The sequence below is a fragment of the Flavobacterium sp. Root186 genome (assembly GCF_001428525.1).
Classification (GTDB): Bacteria; Bacteroidota; Bacteroidia; order Flavobacteriales; family Flavobacteriaceae; genus Flavobacterium.
In genome coordinates this window covers 71,513-90,731 of record NZ_LMHW01000014.1, presented here as the reverse complement: position 1 = coordinate 90,731, position 19,219 = coordinate 71,513, and the positions used below count along the sequence as shown (strand labels likewise).

Annotated in this window: 18 protein-coding genes and 1 tRNA gene; 10 read left to right on the top strand and 9 right to left on the bottom strand. The window is 32.5% G+C overall.

Features of this window, described 5'->3' with window-relative positions:
* Window positions 1–32 precede the first annotated feature (32 nt).
* From ASD98_RS17295 to ASD98_RS17280, 4 genes are all read left to right on the top strand, one after another.
* Entirely contained in the window at window positions 33–1,676 is a 1,644-nt protein-coding gene (locus ASD98_RS17295) for a S41 family peptidase (protein WP_056206715.1), read from the top strand.
* Between the two features lie 194 nt (window positions 1,677–1,870).
* Complete coding sequence (locus tag ASD98_RS17290; RefSeq protein ID WP_056206711.1) at window positions 1,871–2,650, top strand: TatD family hydrolase; 780 nt, start codon at window positions 1,871–1,873, stop codon at window positions 2,648–2,650.
* Window positions 2,651–2,714: 64 nt separating this feature from the next.
* A complete protein-coding gene (locus ASD98_RS17285; protein WP_056206708.1) occupies window positions 2,715–3,851 on the top strand; it encodes a 1-acyl-sn-glycerol-3-phosphate acyltransferase in 1,137 nt (378 codons plus the stop codon).
* Window positions 3,841–4,872: an asparaginase gene (locus ASD98_RS17280; protein ID WP_056206705.1), complete on the top strand. Its 1,032-nt coding sequence runs from the start codon at window positions 3,841–3,843 to the stop codon at window positions 4,870–4,872. The genes ASD98_RS17285 and ASD98_RS17280 overlap by 11 nt, the downstream gene beginning before the upstream one ends.
* A gap of 204 nt (window positions 4,873–5,076) precedes the next feature.
* Here ASD98_RS17280 and ASD98_RS17275 read toward each other — a convergent pair whose 3' ends face one another.
* The gene (locus ASD98_RS17275) at window positions 5,077–6,318 is read right to left on the bottom strand and encodes an MFS transporter (protein ID WP_056206703.1); all 1,242 of its coding nucleotides are present in this window, start codon (window positions 6,316–6,318) and stop codon (window positions 5,077–5,079) included.
* Window positions 6,319–6,408: 90 nt separating this feature from the next.
* Between ASD98_RS17275 and ASD98_RS17270 the strand changes: the two genes are divergently transcribed.
* From ASD98_RS17270 to ASD98_RS17260, 3 genes are all read left to right on the top strand, one after another.
* Window positions 6,409–7,278 (top strand): LysR substrate-binding domain-containing protein, encoded by an 870-nt coding sequence (locus ASD98_RS17270; RefSeq protein WP_056206700.1) that lies wholly within the window; start codon window positions 6,409–6,411, stop codon window positions 7,276–7,278.
* Window positions 7,279–7,339: 61 nt separating this feature from the next.
* Window positions 7,340–7,426, top strand: a tRNA-Ser gene (locus tag ASD98_RS17265).
* A gap of 79 nt (window positions 7,427–7,505) precedes the next feature.
* Window positions 7,506–7,949 (top strand): hypothetical protein, encoded by a 444-nt coding sequence (locus ASD98_RS17260; protein WP_056206696.1) that lies wholly within the window; start codon window positions 7,506–7,508, stop codon window positions 7,947–7,949.
* A gap of 47 nt (window positions 7,950–7,996) precedes the next feature.
* On the opposite strand, the gene ASD98_RS17255 is transcribed toward ASD98_RS17260, so the two are convergent.
* From ASD98_RS17255 to ASD98_RS17220, 7 genes are all read right to left on the bottom strand, one after another.
* The gene (locus tag ASD98_RS17255; RefSeq protein ID WP_056206694.1) at window positions 7,997–9,355 is read right to left on the bottom strand and encodes an ATP-binding protein; all 1,359 of its coding nucleotides are present in this window, start codon (window positions 9,353–9,355) and stop codon (window positions 7,997–7,999) included.
* Between the two features lie 183 nt (window positions 9,356–9,538).
* Entirely contained in the window at window positions 9,539–10,045 is a 507-nt protein-coding gene (locus ASD98_RS17250) for a GNAT family N-acetyltransferase (RefSeq protein WP_056206691.1), read from the bottom strand.
* A 74-nt stretch (window positions 10,046–10,119) separates the two neighbouring features.
* Window positions 10,120–11,085: a nitrilase family protein gene (locus ASD98_RS17245; RefSeq protein WP_056206688.1), complete on the bottom strand. Its 966-nt coding sequence runs from the start codon at window positions 11,083–11,085 to the stop codon at window positions 10,120–10,122.
* A gap of 69 nt (window positions 11,086–11,154) precedes the next feature.
* Window positions 11,155–11,979 carry a helix-turn-helix domain-containing protein gene (locus ASD98_RS17240; RefSeq protein ID WP_056206683.1) on the bottom strand — a complete coding sequence of 275 codons (825 nt, stop codon included), beginning with the start codon at window positions 11,977–11,979 and terminating at the stop codon, window positions 11,155–11,157.
* Between the two features lie 199 nt (window positions 11,980–12,178).
* A complete protein-coding gene (locus tag ASD98_RS17230) occupies window positions 12,179–12,946 on the bottom strand; it encodes an SGNH/GDSL hydrolase family protein (RefSeq protein WP_056206677.1) in 768 nt (255 codons plus the stop codon).
* Window positions 12,947–13,010: 64 nt separating this feature from the next.
* Window positions 13,011–13,793: a DUF3050 domain-containing protein gene (locus ASD98_RS17225; protein WP_056206674.1), complete on the bottom strand. Its 783-nt coding sequence runs from the start codon at window positions 13,791–13,793 to the stop codon at window positions 13,011–13,013.
* Window positions 13,794–13,879: 86 nt separating this feature from the next.
* Entirely contained in the window at window positions 13,880–15,061 is a 1,182-nt protein-coding gene (locus ASD98_RS17220; RefSeq protein WP_056206671.1) for an acyl-CoA dehydrogenase family protein, read from the bottom strand.
* A 170-nt stretch (window positions 15,062–15,231) separates the two neighbouring features.
* On the opposite strand from ASD98_RS17220, the gene ASD98_RS17215 reads away from it, so the two are divergent.
* Window positions 15,232–16,992 carry an AraC family transcriptional regulator gene (locus ASD98_RS17215; RefSeq protein WP_056206668.1) on the top strand — a complete coding sequence of 587 codons (1,761 nt, stop codon included), beginning with the start codon at window positions 15,232–15,234 and terminating at the stop codon, window positions 16,990–16,992.
* Window positions 16,993–17,037: 45 nt separating this feature from the next.
* Here the strand turns inward: ASD98_RS17215 and ASD98_RS23865 are convergent, their stop codons facing one another.
* The gene (locus tag ASD98_RS23865) at window positions 17,038–17,175 is read right to left on the bottom strand and encodes an rSAM-modified peptide (RefSeq protein WP_128414856.1); all 138 of its coding nucleotides are present in this window, start codon (window positions 17,173–17,175) and stop codon (window positions 17,038–17,040) included.
* A gap of 259 nt (window positions 17,176–17,434) precedes the next feature.
* Between ASD98_RS23865 and ASD98_RS17210 the strand changes: the two genes are divergently transcribed.
* Together ASD98_RS17210 and ASD98_RS24050 are read left to right on the top strand one after the other, a co-directional pair.
* A complete protein-coding gene (locus tag ASD98_RS17210; protein WP_056206664.1) occupies window positions 17,435–18,997 on the top strand; it encodes a vitamin K epoxide reductase family protein in 1,563 nt (520 codons plus the stop codon).
* 43 nt (window positions 18,998–19,040) lie between these two features.
* Window positions 19,041–19,217 (top strand): hypothetical protein, encoded by a 177-nt coding sequence (locus ASD98_RS24050; protein WP_157849158.1) that lies wholly within the window; start codon window positions 19,041–19,043, stop codon window positions 19,215–19,217.
* Window positions 19,218–19,219: the final 2 nt, after the last annotated feature.

Below are 19,219 nucleotides of genomic sequence, written 5' to 3'. Positions count from 1 at the left end.
GCCCAAAAACGATCTAAAACCTAACCAACTTAATGAAAAAAATTACTTTATTACTTTTTATTGTATTTTCTCAAACCATTCTTAGCGCTGCCAAAATTACCCAAACTGAAAAACTCGCTGCAACCTGTAAAGTTTGGGGTTTCTTAAAATATTATCACCCAAAAGTGGCCGGTGGAGAAGCGAATTGGGACATGCAGCTTTTAGAAAAACTGCCTAAAATAGAAAAAGCAGAAACGAAGGAAGAGTTTTCGTTAATTCTCGAAAACTGGATCGATGATCTTGGTCCAATAAAAGAAATTGCACCAATTGTAATTCCAAAAGAGGTTGAGTTTTTTGATAAAAACTTCGATTTAAGCTGGTTTAATAATAAGTTGTTTTCTAAAAAACTTTCGAAGAAATTAAAATATATAGAAGATAATAGATTTCAAAGTAATGAAGAATTTGGACCTGACTTTGAGGGTTTTAAAAACGGAGAATACTCCAATTTAGATTATAAGGATAAGAATTCCAGAATTTTAATGTTGTTTGCCTATTGGAATTTAATGGAATATTATTTTCCTTATAAATATGTAATGGATCAGAAATGGGATTTTACTTTGGAGCAGGCATTACCTAAAATAATCGATGTTAAAGAGGAAAATGATTTTTTCATTTTAATAAAAAAAATGACAGCTAAGCTTAATGACAGCCATGTTCAATTTGCCATATACGGGCCTTTGGGCATTGGAAGAAAATCAAATTATTTTCCGGCAAATGGAAAAATAATAGATGAGAAAATAGTTATCACAGAGATATTAGGAGATAGTCTGGCAGAAGCAGATAATATTAAGATTGGCGACGTTATAACTAAAATAGACGATAAAACTATTGCAGCATTAATTTTAGAAAATAGAGATTTAATAAGTGCTTCAAACGAATCAAGTTATTTAGCTAAACTTCCTAAAGTGCTTTTCAAAAGTCACTCTGAAACAGTTAAAGTAGAATTTTTAAAAGACGGAAAGTACGAAACAAAATCAATGACTTGGTTTGATTATCATGATTCTCACCGAAATGAATTTAAAAAAGGAGCCCTGAAAATAAAGGAGAAATTTAAGCTTCTGGATAATAATATCGGTTATGTAAATATGGGAGTTATAAAACCCAGACACATTCCTGGTATGATTGAAGCCTTAAAATCAACAAAAGCAATTGTTTTTGATATGAGAAATTATCCAAACGGTACCTGGAAAGAAATTTCGGATTTTTTAAATGCTCAGGAAAAGAAATTTTGTGATTATACAATGCCTTATCTAAATTATCCCGGACGATTTGTATGGACAGAAGGAAGAAAATGCGGATTTGAAAACAAAGATAATTATAAAGGGAAAGTTATTGTATTGCTTAACGAAGAGTCGATAAGCCAGTCAGAATGGACTGCAATGTGTTTTCAAACAGCAGGAAATACTATAATTATTGGAAGCCAGACCGCTGGAGCAGACGGAAACGTTTTTGAACTTGATGTTAATGGATTTCATACGATGTACTCAGGAATAGGAGTTTATTACCCAGATCACAGAGAAACCCAAAGAATAGGAATCGTTCCAGACATCGAAGTAAAACCAACTATTAAAGGAATTCAGGAAGGAAAAGATGAAGTTTTAGATAGAGCTTTATTGTTTGTAGAAACAGGGAAATAACATTTTGCGTTTTGTTTGTCGTCCTGAGCGATCCCAAAGCTTCGAGAACGCTCAGTCTGACAAAAAATGCGAATATAAAAATCCGTTCTCATCCGCGCTTTCACAAGTGAACCTGTAAAATCTGTGTGCCAATAAACCTGCAATTGCTATTCTTTTAATATTGTCGTAATTTTGACAACTTTAAAATTAGACCATTGAATTCAACACTTATTATTACCGATACACACACACATTTATATTCTGAAGAATTTGATCAGGATCGTGACGAAATGATTCAAAGAGCTATTGATGCCGGAATTACACGTTTTTTTATTCCTGCCATCGATGCCGCGGCAACACAGTCAATGTACGATTTAGAGAAAAATTATCCAGATAATATTTTCCTGATGATGGGTTTGCATCCAACCTATGTAAAAGATAATTACCTGGAAGAATTAGCGCATGTAGAAACCGAATTATCAAAGCGAAAATTCTATGCGGTTGGTGAAATAGGAATCGATTTGTATTGGGATAAAACACATTTAAAAGAACAGCAAATTGCTTTTAAAAGACAAATTCAGCTGGCAAAACAATACAAATTACCCATCGTAATTCATTGCCGCGAAGCCTTCGATGAAATCTTTGAAATTTTAGAAGAAGAAAAATCTGAAGATTTATTTGGGATTTTTCATTGTTTTTCCGGAACTTTAGTACAAGCACAGCAGGCGATTTCTTACAAGATGAAATTAGGAATTGGCGGCGTAGTAACTTTTAAAAACGGAAAAATTGATCAGTTTTTAAATCAAATAGATTTAAAACATATTGTATTGGAAACAGATTCGCCTTATTTGGCGCCAATTCCGTACAGAGGGAAAAGAAATGAGAGCAGTTATTTAATCAATGTAATTTCGAAGCTGGCAGACCTATATGATGTGTCTGAAGAAGAGATTGCAGCAATAACAACTCAAAATTCAAAAGACGTTTTTGGGATTTAACCTATGCCTTACAAAACTTTAATTTTTTTTTTGTTCTTTTGCCCACTTAAAACCAATATAAATAATGCAGAAATTTGATGCCATTCGACCGTTTTATGATTCTGAAATAAATGAAGCACTTCATGATGTTGTAAATCACCCAATGATGAAAACCATGATGAACTTTACTTTTCCGGAAGTAGAAGATGAGGTTTGGAAGGATCAATTAAAGAAAACGCATTCGATACGTGATTTTCAGTGCAATTTTATTTATAATACCATACAAAAGGTTTTGGAGAAAAGTTCGGAAGGGCTTACCACTTCGGGTTTTGAGAAACTAGAAAAAAATACTTCGTACTTATTTATCTCGAATCACAGAGATATTCTTTTAGATACAACTTTGCTGAATGTTTGTTTGTTCGAACATGGTTTGGTCATGACAGCATCTGCAATTGGAGACAATTTGGTTAAAAAAGCCTTTTTGTCAACTTTAGCAAAATTAAACAGAAACTTTTTGGTTTTAAGAGGATTAACACCTCGCGAAATGCTGCAAAGTTCAAAACTGCTTGCCGAATATATGGGACAATTATTGCTTCGTGAAAATCGTTCGGTTTGGATTGCACAAAGAGAAGGAAGGACAAAAGACGGAAATGATGAAACCAATCCGGGTGTTTTAAAAATGATTGGAATGGGTTCTGACGAAGAAAACTTAATGGATTATTTTAAGAAGTTAAGAATCGTTCCGGTTTCTATCTCTTATGAGTATGATCCTACAGATGTTTTGAAAATGCCGCAATTAATGGCAGAATCAAAAAACGAAGTTTACGTTAAAGATAAAAACGAAGATTTCATGACCATTTTAAGTGGTATCATGGGAACTAAAAAAAGAATACATATTTCTGTTGGCGATGTTTTAGACACTGAAATTGACCAGATTGTAGCAGAAAATGATAACGTTAATAAACAAGTTCAGGCCTTGGCACAAGTTATTGATGATACCATTTTGACAAACTATGAATTATGGCCGACAAATTTTATTGCTTACGATATTTTAAACGAAACAACAAGATTCTCTCATTTGTATAAAGAAAGTGAAAAATCACTTTTTGAGCGTCGTTTAGAAATGCGTATCGGAAGCGATAATCCTGTTACAAGACAAGGATTTCTGGCAATGTATGCCAATCCGGTTGTCAATAAATTAAAATACCAAGATGTCATCTAAAGCTAAAATACTTTTGATTTATACCGGAGGAACTATCGGTATGAGCAAAGACTTTGAAACCGGAGCACTAAAAGCATTCAACTTTAGTAAATTAATACAGAAGATTCCAGAAATTAAACAATTAGATTGTGAGATAGAATCTGTTTCATTTGAAAATCCGATTGATTCATCCAACATGAATCCGAAAATGTGGACTAAGATTGCCACAATTATCGAAGAAAATTACGCTTCGTATGACGGATTTGTGGTTCTTCACGGTTCAGATACCATGTCATATTCGGCTTCGGCATTGAGTTTTATGCTGGAGAATTTAGCTAAACCAGTCGTGTTTACAGGATCGCAATTGCCAATTGGAGATTTGCGTACCGATGCTAAAGAAAACCTTATTACAGCAATTCAAATCGCTTCATTACAAGAAAATGGTAAACCTGTAATTAATGAAGTTTCTTTGTATTTCGAATATAAATTATACCGAGGAAACAGAACCTCAAAAGTAAATGCAGAACATTTCAGAGCTTTTACAGCACCAAATTATCCTGAATTGGTAGAATCTGGCGTGCATTTAAAATTAAACTCGCATTTATTTCTTCCGATAAAAAAAGATGCTGAACTGATTGTTCATAAAAACTTAGACAATCATGTTGCAATCATAAAAATGTTTCCGGGAATGAGCGAAGTAGTTTTGGCTTCGATCCTGTCAACTCCGGGTTTGCGCGGTATTGTTTTAGAAACTTATGGTTCAGGAAACGCTCCAACCGAAGATTGGTTTTTGAATTTAATTGAAAAAGCAATCAAATCCGGAATGCACATTGTAAACGTAACGCAATGTTCCGGCGGAAGCGTAAACATGGGGCAATACGAAACTAGTACAGCCTTAAAATCGCTTGGCGTTATTTCAGGAAAAGACATTACTACAGAAGCGGCAATTACAAAATTGATGTATTTGCTAGGACATAATATTCCTCAGAACGAATTTAAAGACATTTTTGAAACCGCTTTGCGCGGGGAAATCTCTTTATAAATAAAATCCCAATATTTTAAATTCCAAATTCCAAAACGCATAACAAATATAGTTTGTCATTTCGAGGAACGAGAAATCTTCGTTAGAAGCTCGACAAAGTTTGGTACTTTTTGAAGCGGAGTTACTTGCGGAGATTTCTCGTTCCTCGAAATGACAAGATTGCGTACAATTGGAATTTGGAATTTTTTAATTGGAATTTCCTCTTTAGAATTTCGAATTTTCATAAGGAACCGGACAAGTTTCTAATTCTTCAGAAGATTTATGTTTTTTGTAATAGACATAAACAATCACAGAAAGGATACAAATTATTCCCTGAATGGCAACTGTATGTCGGGTTCCGATAATGTGCGAAACATATCCGATAATTAAACTTCCCACAGGAATCATTCCCTGATAAGCCATTAAGTAATAACTTATACTTCTTGATCGCATATTTACCGCACTTTGTGTCTGTACATAAATATTGATAGATGAGGTTTGTGCCATCATTCCTATACCACTGATAGCCATGCAAATAAGCGCTACAGTCAAATTATTTGAGTAAGCCAGTATAATGATGCTGAAACCTAATAATAAGCTCGCAGCAATCATTATTTTACTCATCTGATCTGATTTTTTTAGGTTTGCCAGGTAAATTGCAGATAAAATAGAACCTATTCCTGCAGCACTTTCAAACCAGCTGAAAGTTTGTGCGTTTCCGCTAAAAATATCTTTGGCAAAAACCGGCATCAGCGTATTAAAAGAAATCACAAATAAACTGCTGCACATTAACATTAAAAGCATCTTGGCCATTTCGGCTTCTTTCTTTACATAATCAAAACCTTCAATAAAATCTTCGAGCATTTTAAATTTATCCACAGCTTTGATGTGCGGCGTAATTTTCATCATTAAAAGTGAAATTAAAACCGGAATATAGCTAAGGAAATTTCCAATAAAACAAATGTCTTCACCATAATTGTGCAGAATAATTCCGGCCAGTGCAGGACCCGCAATTCTGGCAAAATTATTTAAAGTTGAATTTAACGCAACGGCGTTTGGGAGATCTTCTTTGTCATCAACAATATCAATCATCATCGTTTGCCTGCAGGTCATATCAAAAGCATTTATAATTCCCTGTATAAGACTCAAAGCCAGAATAAAGTTGATATTGTAAATTTTAAAATAGATAAGAATTGCCAGAGTCCCAGCCTGTATCATGGCCATAGACTGCAATAAAAGCATGGATTTGTGTCTGTCGTATCGCCCAATAATACTTCCGGCTAATGGAGCCAAAAACAAAGACGGAATCATGCTTAAAAAAGTAGTCAATCCTAATAAAAATACAGATCCGGTTATGCTGTAAACCATCCAGCTTATGGCAGTTTTCTGCATCCACGTTCCAATAACTGAAACGGATTGTCCGTAGAAGAATAACTTGAAGTTTTTAGATTTTAACGCTTTAAACATGATCTTAATTATTTAATACAAAGGTCGGGATTATGATTTCATTAGAAAAATTAATAATTTTACTGATAATAAGTATTAAAACTTATCAATATGGAAATTTATCAACTCGAATATTTTATTAAAACAGCTGAGATTCTTCATTTTACAAAGGCTGCAGAATTGTGTTTTGTAACACAATCCGGGCTTTCACAGCAAATAAAAAAACTGGAAGAAGAACTCGGTCTGCCTTTGTTTAAGCGGATTGGAAAAAAAGTACAGCTTACAGAAGCTGGTTCTGTTTTTTTAATTCACGCCAAAAAAGTGGTAGAAAATGTAGAAAATGGAAAACAGGCGATTGAAGATTTAAACGAAATGATTGGCGGTGAATTACGGATTGGTGTAACTTATGTTTTTGGTTTATTAATTCTTCCTATCGTCAATACATTTGCTAAAAAATACCAGCATCTGAAAATTGTTGTTGAATATGGAACTACCGAAGCTTTAGAACAAAAACTTATTGATAATCAATTAGATGTTGTTTTAGTTGTTTCATCGCACGAAATTGAATTGCCAATTCAAAAGGTGCCTTTGTTTACTTCTTACATGGTTTTGGCGGTTTCCAAAAACCACGCTTTAGCAGATTTGGATAAAATAGCTTTTAAGAAAATAGAAGAAATTCCGTTAGTATTACCAGGAAAAGGATCGAATTCGAGAGAATTTGTAGAAGAGTTATTTCAGAAGTTTAATATGAAACCCAAAATCTCAATAGAGCTGCATTCTATACACGCATTACTGCAAATGGTAGAGAACAGTGATTGGGCAACAATCGTTGCTGAAAAGGCTTTAAAAGGATGGGATCAGCTTAAGGCAATACAAATTACAGGCGTTGCAACCAAAAGAGAATCTTTTATGCTAACGATTGGGGGTTATCAAAAAAAAGCAGTAAAAATATTTATGGAAGAATTTAAAAAAAGCATTTAAAAGTAATCTTCGATTTTACTTTTGAAACTCGATTTTTTTTGTGTTCTTTGCAGACCAAAATAGAGAGGTGTCCGAGTGGTTGAAGGAGCTAGCCTGGAAAGCTAGTATATGGGTAACTGTATCGAGGGTTCGAATCCCTTTCTCTCTGCGAAATAAAACCCTCATAATTTTACCGAAATTATGAGGGTTTCTTGCTTTTTAAGATGAATATTAAATAATGCAAAAACATGATAGAAAACTGGAAAGGTTATTATAAGTTTGATAATGAGAAAATTCAAAACGCTATGGGTTTTGAAAAGACATTTTTTACAATAGTAATTGAAAGTTCCGAAGGAATTAATTTTCAGGGAAAAGTAAATGATGATGTCTCTACAGGAGGAATGCAGGAGACAGGAATTGTTATTGGGAAAGTAAATAAAAATACAATTCAGTTTAAAAAGTTAATGCCTAAGAATGTTATAATACATGAAAACGGTTATAGAGAAACTGTAGATAAAAAACATCCAACACTTTATTACAGAGGCACTTTTTCTGAGGATAAAACAGAAATTAGTGGAGAATGGTTTTTTAAAAGAAAGATTGTTTTCTTGTTTGGTGTTGTTCCGATACTTTTTCGCCCGGGAAAAGGAACATGGAGCATGAAAAAAACATCTGATCAATTGATTGAATAGGTTTAATTTCAAACAGTTACGATTTCACTTCGCAAAAGACTTTTTTATTACGCTACTGGAATATAAATATCAAATTTAGCTCCTTGGTTTAATTTTCCGGTTGCTGTAATAATTCCATTGTGGTTTTCAACAATTTTTCTCACAATGGCAAGACCAATACCAGTTCCTTTATAATCAGTTTTGCTGTTCAGCTGCTGAAACATTTCAAAAATACGTGTTTCAAACTGCGGGTCAAATCCAATGCCATTATCGCTGATTGTAATGTGGCAGTAATCAGTCGGGGATTTTTTATTTGCCTTAGTTTTTGGCTTGGTATAAAGGGTTTCAATAATTATATGAGGAGCCTTTTCGGGTTTCGAAAATTTAAGTGAATTACTTATTAGATTGCATATTAATTGGTCAAACTGTGATGGAATTATATTGGCTTTACAATTACCGGATAATTTGATGATAGCTTTTTTTGCTGTTATTTCTTCTTCTAAATTTTCGAGCACTTTGTTTATAACATCATTAAGAGAGACGGTTTCAAATGTTTTTTCGGTGACATTTGTACGCGAATAAGTCAATAAATCATTTATAAGTGCCTGCATGTGGGAGGCCGAAACTTCTATACGTTCAAAATAGTACTTCCCTTTTTCTGTTAAATTTTGATTCTCATCTGTGGTAATTCGGTTCGAAAAAACCTGAATTTTTCGCAAAGGCTCCTGAAGATGATGGGTTGATATATAAGTAAATGCCTCAAGTTCTTTATTAGCCAGACTTAATTCGGCAGCACGTTTTTCTTTTTCATTGTTCTGAAAAGTAAGTTTTTCATTAGCAATAAGAAGTTCTGCCGCTCTTTTTTCTTTTTCTTTATTTTGATAAGCTAATTCTTTATTGGCGATTACCAATTCTGCAGCACGTTTTTCTTTCTCTTTATTTTGAAAGGTTAATTCTTTGTTTGCAACAGCAAGTTCAGCAGCTCGTTTTTCTTTTTCCTTGTTTTGATAAGCAAGTTCTTTATTGGCGATTACCAATTCTGCTGCTCGTTTTTCTTTTTCTTTATTTTGGAAGATCAGTTCAGAATTAGCAATACTTAATTCGTCTGCCCGTTTTTCTTTTTCTTTATTTTGATAAGCAAGTTCAATATTGGCAATTACAAGTTCAGCAGCGCGTTTTTCCTTTTCTTTATTCTGATAAGCAAGTTCGGTGTTTGCTATAACCAATTCTGCAGCACGTTTTTCTTTTTCTTCATTTTGAAAAGCCAATTCAGCATTAGCAATAATTAATTCGGCCGCGCGTTTTTTTCGTTCTTCGATTTGCTGTGCAAGTCTTTTATTAACAAGCAGCAATTCATCATTATGATTTGCTTTAATCTTTTCTGAAAAAGTAACAGCCTTAGACGAAACAATCTTTTTTTTACTCATTTTTCCCGCGCATTTATCTCAAATATAACCTAACTGGATTTAATGTCTTTGTTTTAAATATTAATTAGTACAATTTTAATCTGGAAATAAAGCGATCACTCATATTTTTATTTCAATTATTGTAAGTTTTTTCTTTTTTTTAATGAGGTTTATCAGGGAATTTTTTTTAAATAAAAAATGATTTTAAATCTTAATCTCAAATAAACTAAAAGAACCTTCTTTATAATGCTCTGGTAATTCGTTTGTCCATTCAATAGTGCTAATTCCTTTGTAATCAAAACCACAGCTGGTATAATATTTATTTATTCTTTCATTCCCGCTGTGTGTGTCAAGTCTAATGTATTCTTTTCCATTTTCTTTGGCGTATGTTTTTGCCCATGCAATAATTTTCCTGACATACGATCGACCTCTGAATTTTGGATTCGTAGCAATACGATGAAGATAAACTGCTGAATCTCTGCTGGCTTCTTTCCAAATAATTAAATCGTTAAAAGTAAGTACAAATGTACAAGCGACTTCATTTCCTTCTTTGATTATAAAATGACGATTTTCGGCAATTTCTTTTTCTATTAATGTTCTCTCAAAACCTCTCCAGCTTTTATTGTTTACTGTTTTTTGATAAGATGTAGCTTTATTATAGATATCGAAAACAGCATCGATATCTTCGGCTGTAGTTTTAAAAAATTCCATTATTGGGCTTTATTCTGTAGATTAATGATGTTTTCAAAGATAAATCTTTCATCAGCTTTAAGGGGGGAAAACGATTAATTTATGCTTTTTTTATCAGAGTTCAACCAGACTACATTTTGTTCTGACTTGTGATTTTGACCAATAATATCTTTGTACAATTCTGGTCTTCTAGCCTTTATGTAACGATTTCCTCCAGCCTGAATACATTTTTCAGGAGTAAGGATGGCGGTTACAAAAGAATCGTCAAAAGTTCGGCATTCTGCTAAAATATCTCCAAAAGGATCAATAATCATAGAACAGCCGTTTTTTAATTGGTCATCGTCCATACCAATTGGATTTGAAAATATCGTATAGATTGCATTATCGTAAGCTCTCGCCGGCAGCCATTTCATTAACCAGTCCCGGCCTTTCATTCCGTCAAATTCTAATCGTAAAGAAGTTGGATCAGCTTCGCGGTTTTCCCACAGCTGTGGCGAAACAAAACCAGCTCCAGGCCGGGTAGAAGGAGTACACATCGTTACGTGAGGCATAAATATAATATCGGCGCCTAAGAGTTTTGTAGCGCGGACATTTTCGATAATATTATTGTCGTAACAAATTAAAATGCCGCATTTCCAGCCTTCAATTTCAAAAATACAATAATGATCTCCAGGTGTTAAATACGGATTTATAAACGGATGCAATTTTCGATATTTGGCCACTAAACCATTTTTATCTACACAAACATAAGCTTTGAACAAATTGTCATTTTCATCCTTTTCGAAGAGTCCGGCTAATATTACAATGTTGTTGTTTTTGGCAATTTCGGTCAATTTTAAAATACTTTCCCCACTCGGAATTAATTCTGCCAAGTCTAACATTTGTTCTTTTGATAAATTTCTTGCAAATGTATATCCGGTTATAGAACATTCATGAAACGAAATCACATCGCAGTCTTCGTCAGATGCCTTTTGGGAGAGTTTTTCAATTACAGATAAATTATAATTTTTATCGCCGCTTTTGTTTTCAAACTGAGCTGTGGCTATTTTTAGGTTTTTCATATTAAACGCTATTAATTTTAGCCAAAAATAGCGTTAGTAATATTTTATAAATTGTATAAAACCGACATTTTAGAATGACGAGGCAGGAAATCTTTTTATAAGATTATTGGTTAATTTTCCGGTATTGCATAAATATTCCTTTGGGGTTATTCCTGTATGTTTTCTAAACTCTTTTATTAAATGTGATTGATCTGAAAATCCGGCATCGTAACAGATTGCTGTTAGATTGGTGTTGCCAGGCTTGTCTTTTAATAATTTTAAGAAATGATGCAGTCTTATAACGCTGCCAAATTTCTTTGGATTTAATCCGATGCATTCTTTGAATTTTCTTTCAAGATGCCTTTCGGTGTAACCAGTATATTCAACTAATTGTTTTATAGAAAAATGACCTTTACTGGCAATAATAAAATTTAAAGAAAGGTCTATTATTAACTGATTTGAAATCGATTTTTCGGCAATCAATGATCTAAAAAAATGATTTAAAAGTTCAACTCGTGTTTGATTGTTTGGTTGGGATAATTTTTCCTGAAGAGCAGTAATTTTTTGGTCAAATACATCTTCAACAGGAATAATAGAATCGTGAAATTCACTGGCAGGAATTCCTAATAATTGATGGATTCCTCTGGGTTGAAAAACGACAATTATCAGCGTTATTTCATTCTCAGAATAAAGATCTTTAAAGCCGTTGAGCTGACCGTATAAAAACGAAGCGGGGAGATACTCTTTTACTTCGTATTTATTAATTTCAGAAATGAGTTTGCTTTTTACCGAAAACACAAGACCAGTATTCCCATCAGAAAATAAGCGAAATTTTTGTACAGCAGTTTCTGTATTATCTAAAAACAGATAATGCTTAATATATGGTGACAACTCTTTTGATGGTGAAACTTGCATGGTTATAATCGATTATCACTTTGCTTTTGGTAAAATTAAGTATATTTTTCTTGAAAAAACGAAATTTTCCTTTACTAGCCCCGATAGAAACGGTATCCTTTTGTGGTCTCGTTTCTTTAACGAGACCACAAAAGATAAAGTGTATAGCGGGACAAATGGTCTTTTGAAAATTAAATCTCTGCTTCTTTAAAATAAAAAATTAATCTTGTAAGGTCATTTTTACTTTTGGCATCATACGCTCAACAAACATTGTATAAGCAGATTCCGAAGGATGTAAACCATCTGAGGCGACTAAACTTGTATTGTATAATCCGTTTCTGGTAATATCAGTAATGGAAACAAATGTTACGTCATTCATCATGCAGTAGTTTTCGGCAAAAGTATTGTACTTGTTGATTTCTTCGGTGATTTTCATTCTTCCCTCAGTTCCAAACATCATTCCGAAAGAAGTATAAGCATAATCTGGAATCGAGAGTACGATTACATTTTTTTTATTGCCCTTGGCCAATGCAATTGCTTTTGTAACTAATTCTGGGAATTCTTTTTCATAAATAGAAAAATCCCTGTGTTGATATTGATTGTTTACGCCAATTAATAAAGTTACCAAATCATAATTTGATTCTGGATTTTGTTCTTTTATTGCTGTGAGTAAATTTGTAGTTGTCCAGCCTGTTGTTGCAATTACTTTTAATGAAAAACTCGTTTCGGGATAAAGTGCTTTTAAACTTGTTTTGAGCTGTTCCGGATATCTGCAGGTTTCGCAAACGCTTTGCCCAATTGTATAACTGTCTCCTAAAGCCAGATAATTTATGGATTTAGAAATTGGAGTCGTCGGAATTTGTGTTGTGGGAGAAGGAGTTACAGGTCCTGGCGAAACAGGAGTTTCTGAAGAAGATTCTTCGGGACTGCAGCTTAATAAAAATGCTGAAAGAATAACGGTAACTATTTGTTTGAATTGCGGTTTCATAATTTGTTTAAATTAATTTGGCTTGTTTAAACAAATAGTTACGTTAAATATCTTGTTCTGGTTTTTAGACCATTTCTGTTTTCATTAGAATTTCTTCTTCAATGGCATTCCAAAGTCCAATTCGTTTCTCTAGAGCCAGAATTGAAACTTCTTCAACTTCTTTCCACTTTTGTGCGTCGTCTTCACATAAATCGGTAATCATCTGCATTGCCATTGGTCCATGTTCATCTGCATCCAGTTCAATATGTCTTTCGAAATAATAAAGCAATTTGCTTAAATTGGTATCCGGAAGGTTTTTTTGAAAGTTTTTCAGGATTTCGGTAAACATACTCGGAATCAAATCTTCTCTTCCAAAAGTAAATGCTGCGGCAATTTGATGCGGCTTTCCTTCTTCGATAACTCTAAAAGTAAAATCAAGGAAAGCTTTTATTTCCGGATGAAGCGAACTTTGTTTAATAGCAACAAAAATATTGTGAAGCGAATTTACTTCGGCTAAAAATTTGTTGATTTCTGTAGTATCTGCACCGCAGTCTTCCATTGCTTCAAGATACATTTCGTAATGACTTTGTCTTCTTCCGTCGATGCTTAAATCGGTCTCTTCGGCAAGAACAATTTCATTGATTAAATATCTTGTTTCAGGATTTTTAGTGGCGAACCAAGGTGTTGTTGTGCAGGTAAGTTTGGCTTGAAGTGCTTTTAATAAAGACATAAAATCCCAAACAGCAAAAACGTGATTTTCTACAAAACTATGCAAGTCATCAATTGTTTGGATTTTATTGTACAATGAATGTTTTAAAAGCTGTTCTTTTTGAGGTTGAATGCTATTGTTTATAGTTTCAATATTCATTTATGTAAATTTTGGGGCAAATATAAAAAGCTTCTCGGTTAGAAGAAGCTTTTTTATATTGTTTTTATATATATTTTAATAGATGTTTATGATTTAAATGCTGGAATTCCAGTTACATCCATTCCGGTAATCAATAAATGAATATCGTGAGTTCCTTCGTAAGTTATAACACTTTCCAGATTCATCATGTGACGCATAATTGAATATTCACCTGTAATTCCCATTCCGCCTAACATTTGTCTTGCTTCACGGGCAATCTGGATCGCCATATTGACATTATTACGTTTTGCCATCGAGATTTGAGCAGTTGTAGCTTTTCCTTCGTTTCTCAAAACGCCTAAACGCCATGTTAATAATTGTGCTTTTGTGATTTCGGTAATCATTTCGGCCAATTTTTTTTGCTGTAATTGAGTTCCTCCAATTGGTTTTCCAAATTGAATTCTTTCTTTAGAATAGCGTAAAGCAGTATCGTAACAATCCATTGCAGCTCCAATTGCTCCCCACGCAATTCCGTATCGTGCTGAATCTAAACAGCCAAGCGGAGCTCCTAAACCAGATTTATTTGGTAATAAATTTTCTTTTGGAACTTTTACATTATCAAAAATTAATTCTCCGGTTGAAGAGGCACGAAGCGACCATTTATTATGAGTTTCAGGAGTTGTAAACCCTTCCATACCGCGTTCAACAATTAAACCGTGAATTCTTCCTTCTTCGTTTTTTGCCCAAACAACAGCAATATCTGCAAAAGGAGCATTCGAGATCCACATTTTGGCACCATTTAAAAGGTAATGGTCTCCCATATCTTTAAAATTGGTAATCATGCTTCCCGGATCAGAACCGTGATCTGGTTCTGTCAAACCAAAACATCCTATATATTCACCGGTTGCCAGTTTTGGTAAATACTTCATACGCTGTTCTTCGTTACCGTATTTCCAAATAGGATACATTACTAAAGAAGATTGTACTGATGAAGTTGATCTTACACCAGAATCTCCTCTTTCAATTTCCTGCATAATTAAGCCATAAGAAATTTGATCTAAACCGGCACCTCCATATTCAACAGGAATATAAGGTCCGAATCCGCCAATTTCTCCAAGCCCTTTTATAATTTGTTTAGGAAATTCTGCTTTTTGAGCATATTCTTCAATAATAGGAGAAACTTCTCTTTTAACCCACGCACGTGCAGATTCTCGAACTAATTTATGTTCGTCTGTTAACAAATCGTCAAGGTTGTAATAATCTGGAGCTTGAAATAAGTCTGGTTTCATTTTTGAGTAATTTTACAAAACAAATTTACGCAATAAAAATATAACAAAACAAAGTTAAATTGTTATATTTTTATACATTAGTTAAAAAATAATCACAAATAAGGTGAATTAATTTTAGTTTATTGATAATTTATAACCTAATTTTGAGATTCCAAAAAAACATAAATTGAATGAGGCTGATCATCTCTTTTGTACTTTTTTTTGTTCTTAATACTGCATTTGCCCAACAGATAAGTGCACTGACTGAAGAGGAGTATCTCATATTGCAGGATAAAATTCGACTAAACTTTAATGCGAATGTCGATAGTGCCCTTGTATATGCTAATCAATTAGCGCGATCTAATAATAATAAACATTTAGCTTTTGCAAATGCAGCGATATCAAGCTTGCTGCAAATGAAAGGAGATGTAAAACAATCTCAAGAAAAATATAAAAAAGCATTTTTTTACTTAGAAAAAATGCCTGAATCCCGAGACAAAATACAATTAAAGTCCTATATCTACAATTATGGAGGCTTGTCTGAATGGAAAAGAGGGAATTTTAGCAAAGCTCTTGAAATTTATCAGCAGGGAATTAAGCTTTCTATGCAGATTAATGATGTCAAGCAGATATTTAAATTCAAAGCCAATATTGCATTAATTAATGAAGGAGTTGGAAATTATCAACTGGCCATCAAGAATTTAAAGCAGCTTAATGATTTTATTGATCAAAATGAAAGTGTTTTTACTAAAGAACAGCTGCTGAATTATAAAAGTAATGTCAATACTGGTTTAGGAAGCTCTTATGAAAGTTACTACATGAAAAATGTAAGTAAAAAACATTTGATGGATTCTGCAGAATATTATTATAAAAAATCTATAAATTACTCCCAAAACTTTGCTGAGAATAAAATAAAGGCAAAATTAAGTCTGGGTAATATCTACAATTGGAAAGGGGATTACAAAAATGCAGAAAAAACATACTACGATGTAGTGTTTTTGTCGAGCCAAAACAATCAAAAAGACATTTTATGTGTTGCAAATTATAATCTGGGAGATATTTATTTTACTACAAAAAAGTACGATAAAGCACTTGTTTTCTTTAAAAAATGCGATTCGCTTTCAGAAATAACAAAAGTTAATGAAATAGATTATCTTAAATCTAATTTTTATCAGGCAAAAATTTATAACATCCAGAAAAAACCGGAACTCGCATATAAGCACTCGCGAATCTATTTGGATAATTATGAAAAATTTGAAGCTAAGCTAAATACAGAAGCACTTGAAGTTAACTATAAGCAAGGAGTAGATGATTTGACGGATGAAATGGTTAATATCGAGGAAAAATATAAAAATGAAGTTTTTCTAAATAGAGGTTTAAAAGTTTTTTATGTCTTGTTATTTGTGGCAATTGTATTTTTGTTAATCAAAAATATAAGAGATAAAAATAAGGCACACAAAAAAATGAATGCTTTAATAGAAGAGTTTAAAGCAAATATAGAGAAGAAAAATAATGCTGAAATTGTGCCGGAAGAAATTGTGGAACAGGAAATGTTCGAATTGGAAGAAATCCATCTCAAAAAAGAGATTGTAACTCTAAGTATTGATGAGGCAAAAGAGAATAAAATAGTAGAAAAACTATTAGCCCTTGAAAATAAATTAGAGTATTTAAATGCTGATTTTACGCTGTCGTACGTTGCAAAAAAGATAAAAACAAATACCACATATTTATCCTATGTTGTAAATAAGAGATTTGGTAAATCATTTGGTGAATATTCAAATGAATTAAAAATCAATTATGTGATTAATGAGATGATCACCAATCATATGTATAGAAAATATTCAACGCAGGCTATCGCCGAAAGTGTAGGCTTTAAAAATGCAGTATCTTTTGCTAAATCATTTCGCAAAAGAACTGGAGTATCTCCAGCTCAATTTGCGAATAACATTTAGAATTTATTTATTAGTGACTTACACTGAATAATTAAGGATCAAATTTTATGTTGTCCCACTTCCTCCTCCTTTTCCAGGATCAACTGGACCAGGTACTGGATCTCCTCCTACTACCATTTTTTGTTGGTTTTTTGATAACTTTTCTGTCTCAAAATCTTCGAAATTTAATTTAATATTTGCCATCTTTTTACATGTTACGGTTACTGATTTATCAAAACTAAAGAAAATGCAAACCTCTTGATCGAGAATTGGGTTTTGAACTCTTTTTTAAAATTAATAAAAGGTTAATTATTTGTAAATCAGTGATTTATCATTAAATTATAACTACTATAATTTATAAATTGTATGTAGTATAATATATAAAATGTGTGCTTTCGGCAATATTTTTTGAATAAAAACAACAATCTTTGTACTGTAATTCGATTTAAAACAGGTTTCAAAGATGCTAAAACTTATCCAAAAATTTCTTCAAATAAACAGATATTCGGATGTAAAGAATGAGTTTAAAGACTTGTTTCTTTCACACCCTAATTATCCAAGTTTATTTGCGATAACAGATTCGTTTGATTTGTTGTCGATAGAGAATGCTGCTATAAGAGTTCCAAAGGAACAAATAGTTGATTTACCGTCAAACTTTTTAGCTTATTTTAAAGAAGAATTAATCTTAGTTGAAAAAGCAAAAGATTTCGTTCGTATTAACACTATTAAAAAAGGTGTCCAAAAAATTTCATACGAAAAATTCCTTTTAGACTGGAATGGAGTAATTGTTGCAATCGAACCGAATAATGTAGTAGCAAGAGAAAATTTAAAAGTTGAATTAAACTGGTTAAAATATCTTATACCTTTTATACTTGTAGCTGGATTATCATTTTTTTATAGCTCATACAGTTTTTTTAGTACTGTGTTTTTGTTAACATCAGCTTTAGGATTAATTGTAAGTATTTTAATCGTTCAGGAAAAGCTTGGCTTTAAGAACAATCTTATTACGAACTTTTGTAATCTAAGTACAAATTCTTCTTGTAACTCTGTTTTGAGTTTTAGCGAGAATTATGAGAACAGATGGATTAGTTTTTCAGACTTACCACTTTTGTTTTTTGGTGCAAGCTTTATTTCAATATTAGTACAGCCTCTTAGCTCGTCAATTTTTGTTGGATTTTTAAGTTTATTGGCGATTCCAATTATTGTGTCTTCAATCTGGATTCAAAAATTTGAACTTCAAAGATGGTGTGTGATGTGTTTAATGGTTTCCTTTTTAATATTTACACAAAGTATAATTTGGTTTTCATCAGACTTATTTACGTTAAGCTTTAGTTTTGGTACAATTTTCCCGTTTTTATTTTCTTTAATTCTTCTAATACCAATTGCATTTGTTGTAAAATCAATTGCAAAAGATGTTCTTAATAATGAAAACTCTTTAAAGGAGCTTAAAAAATTTAAAAGAAACTATTCATTGCTAAACTTTTTATCTAAAAAAGTTTCTCATCAAAATGGATTTGAAGATTTAAGAGGGCTAAATTTTGGAAACAGAAGTGCCGTTGTAAAACTGGCCGTAATTATAAGTCCAAGTTGTGTTCATTGTCATAAAACATTTCAGGAAGCTTTTGACTTAGTTTTAAAATTTCCCGACAAAATCTATCTAAGTGTTTTATTCAATATCAATCCTGAAAACATAGACAATCCGTATAAGGCAGTTGTAGAAAGACTTTTAACAATAAACAGGTCAACACCGGGAAAAACAGTTGAAGCCATCTCAGACTGGCATATTAAAAAAATGAGTTTGAAAAAATGGTTAAAAAAATGGAATGTTGACAATGTCAGCATGATGATAAATCAGGAAATAAATAAACAATACGAGTGGTGTTCTAAAAACAACTTTAATTACACTCCGGTAAAAATTGTTAATGAAAGATTGTTTCCTAATGAATACGAATTAAGCGAATTGAAATATTTTTTAAACGATTTTGTCGAAGAAAAAGAGACAACAGTACTAGAAAGAATAGCCTAGTTTGACATTTGATAAATTCTCTAACAATTAAAAATTTACAGTTATGTTAAAAAATATATTAAACCTGGAAGGAACGCAAGAAATAAGTGCTAGTGAACAAAAAACTATCATTGATATCTTTAGTAAAGAAGTATCATCTAAATGTGATGCAAATTCGATAATAGCTTATGATGATTGTACAGATTATTTTTCAGAATTAAATTATTCTGGAGGAAACTAAAA

Bases quoted from the DNA above. Each gene is read 5' to 3' on its own strand.
- ASD98_RS17295 (WP_056206715.1), top strand. From the start codon at position 33: ATGAAAAAAATTACTTTATTACTTTTTATTGTATTTTCTCAAACCATT.
- ASD98_RS17285 (WP_056206708.1), top strand. From the start codon at position 2,715: ATGCAGAAATTTGATGCCATTCGACCGTTTTATGATTCTGAAATAAAT.
- ASD98_RS17280 (WP_056206705.1), top strand. From the start codon at position 3,841: ATGTCATCTAAAGCTAAAATACTTTTGATTTATACCGGAGGAACTATC.
- ASD98_RS17275 (WP_056206703.1), bottom strand. From the start codon at position 6,318: ATGTTTAAAGCGTTAAAATCTAAAAACTTCAAGTTATTCTTCTACGGA.
- ASD98_RS17270 (WP_056206700.1), top strand. From the start codon at position 6,409: ATGGAAATTTATCAACTCGAATATTTTATTAAAACAGCTGAGATTCTT.
- ASD98_RS17260 (WP_056206696.1), top strand. From the start codon at position 7,506: ATGATAGAAAACTGGAAAGGTTATTATAAGTTTGATAATGAGAAAATT.
- ASD98_RS17255 (WP_056206694.1), bottom strand. From the start codon at position 9,355: ATGAGTAAAAAAAAGATTGTTTCGTCTAAGGCTGTTACTTTTTCAGAA.
- ASD98_RS17250 (WP_056206691.1), bottom strand. From the start codon at position 10,045: ATGGAATTTTTTAAAACTACAGCCGAAGATATCGATGCTGTTTTCGAT.
- ASD98_RS17245 (WP_056206688.1), bottom strand. From the start codon at position 11,085: ATGAAAAACCTAAAAATAGCCACAGCTCAGTTTGAAAACAAAAGCGGC.
- ASD98_RS17240 (WP_056206683.1), bottom strand. From the start codon at position 11,979: ATGCAAGTTTCACCATCAAAAGAGTTGTCACCATATATTAAGCATTAT.
- ASD98_RS17230 (WP_056206677.1), bottom strand. From the start codon at position 12,946: ATGAAACCGCAATTCAAACAAATAGTTACCGTTATTCTTTCAGCATTT.
- ASD98_RS17225 (WP_056206674.1), bottom strand. From the start codon at position 13,793: ATGAATATTGAAACTATAAACAATAGCATTCAACCTCAAAAAGAACAG.
- ASD98_RS17220 (WP_056206671.1), bottom strand. From the start codon at position 15,061: ATGAAACCAGACTTATTTCAAGCTCCAGATTATTACAACCTTGACGAT.
- ASD98_RS17215 (WP_056206668.1), top strand. From the start codon at position 15,232: ATGAGGCTGATCATCTCTTTTGTACTTTTTTTTGTTCTTAATACTGCA.
- ASD98_RS23865 (WP_128414856.1), bottom strand. From the start codon at position 17,175: ATGGCAAATATTAAATTAAATTTCGAAGATTTTGAGACAGAAAAGTTA.
- ASD98_RS17210 (WP_056206664.1), top strand. From the start codon at position 17,435: ATGCTAAAACTTATCCAAAAATTTCTTCAAATAAACAGATATTCGGAT.
- ASD98_RS24050 (WP_157849158.1), top strand. From the start codon at position 19,041: ATGTTAAAAAATATATTAAACCTGGAAGGAACGCAAGAAATAAGTGCT.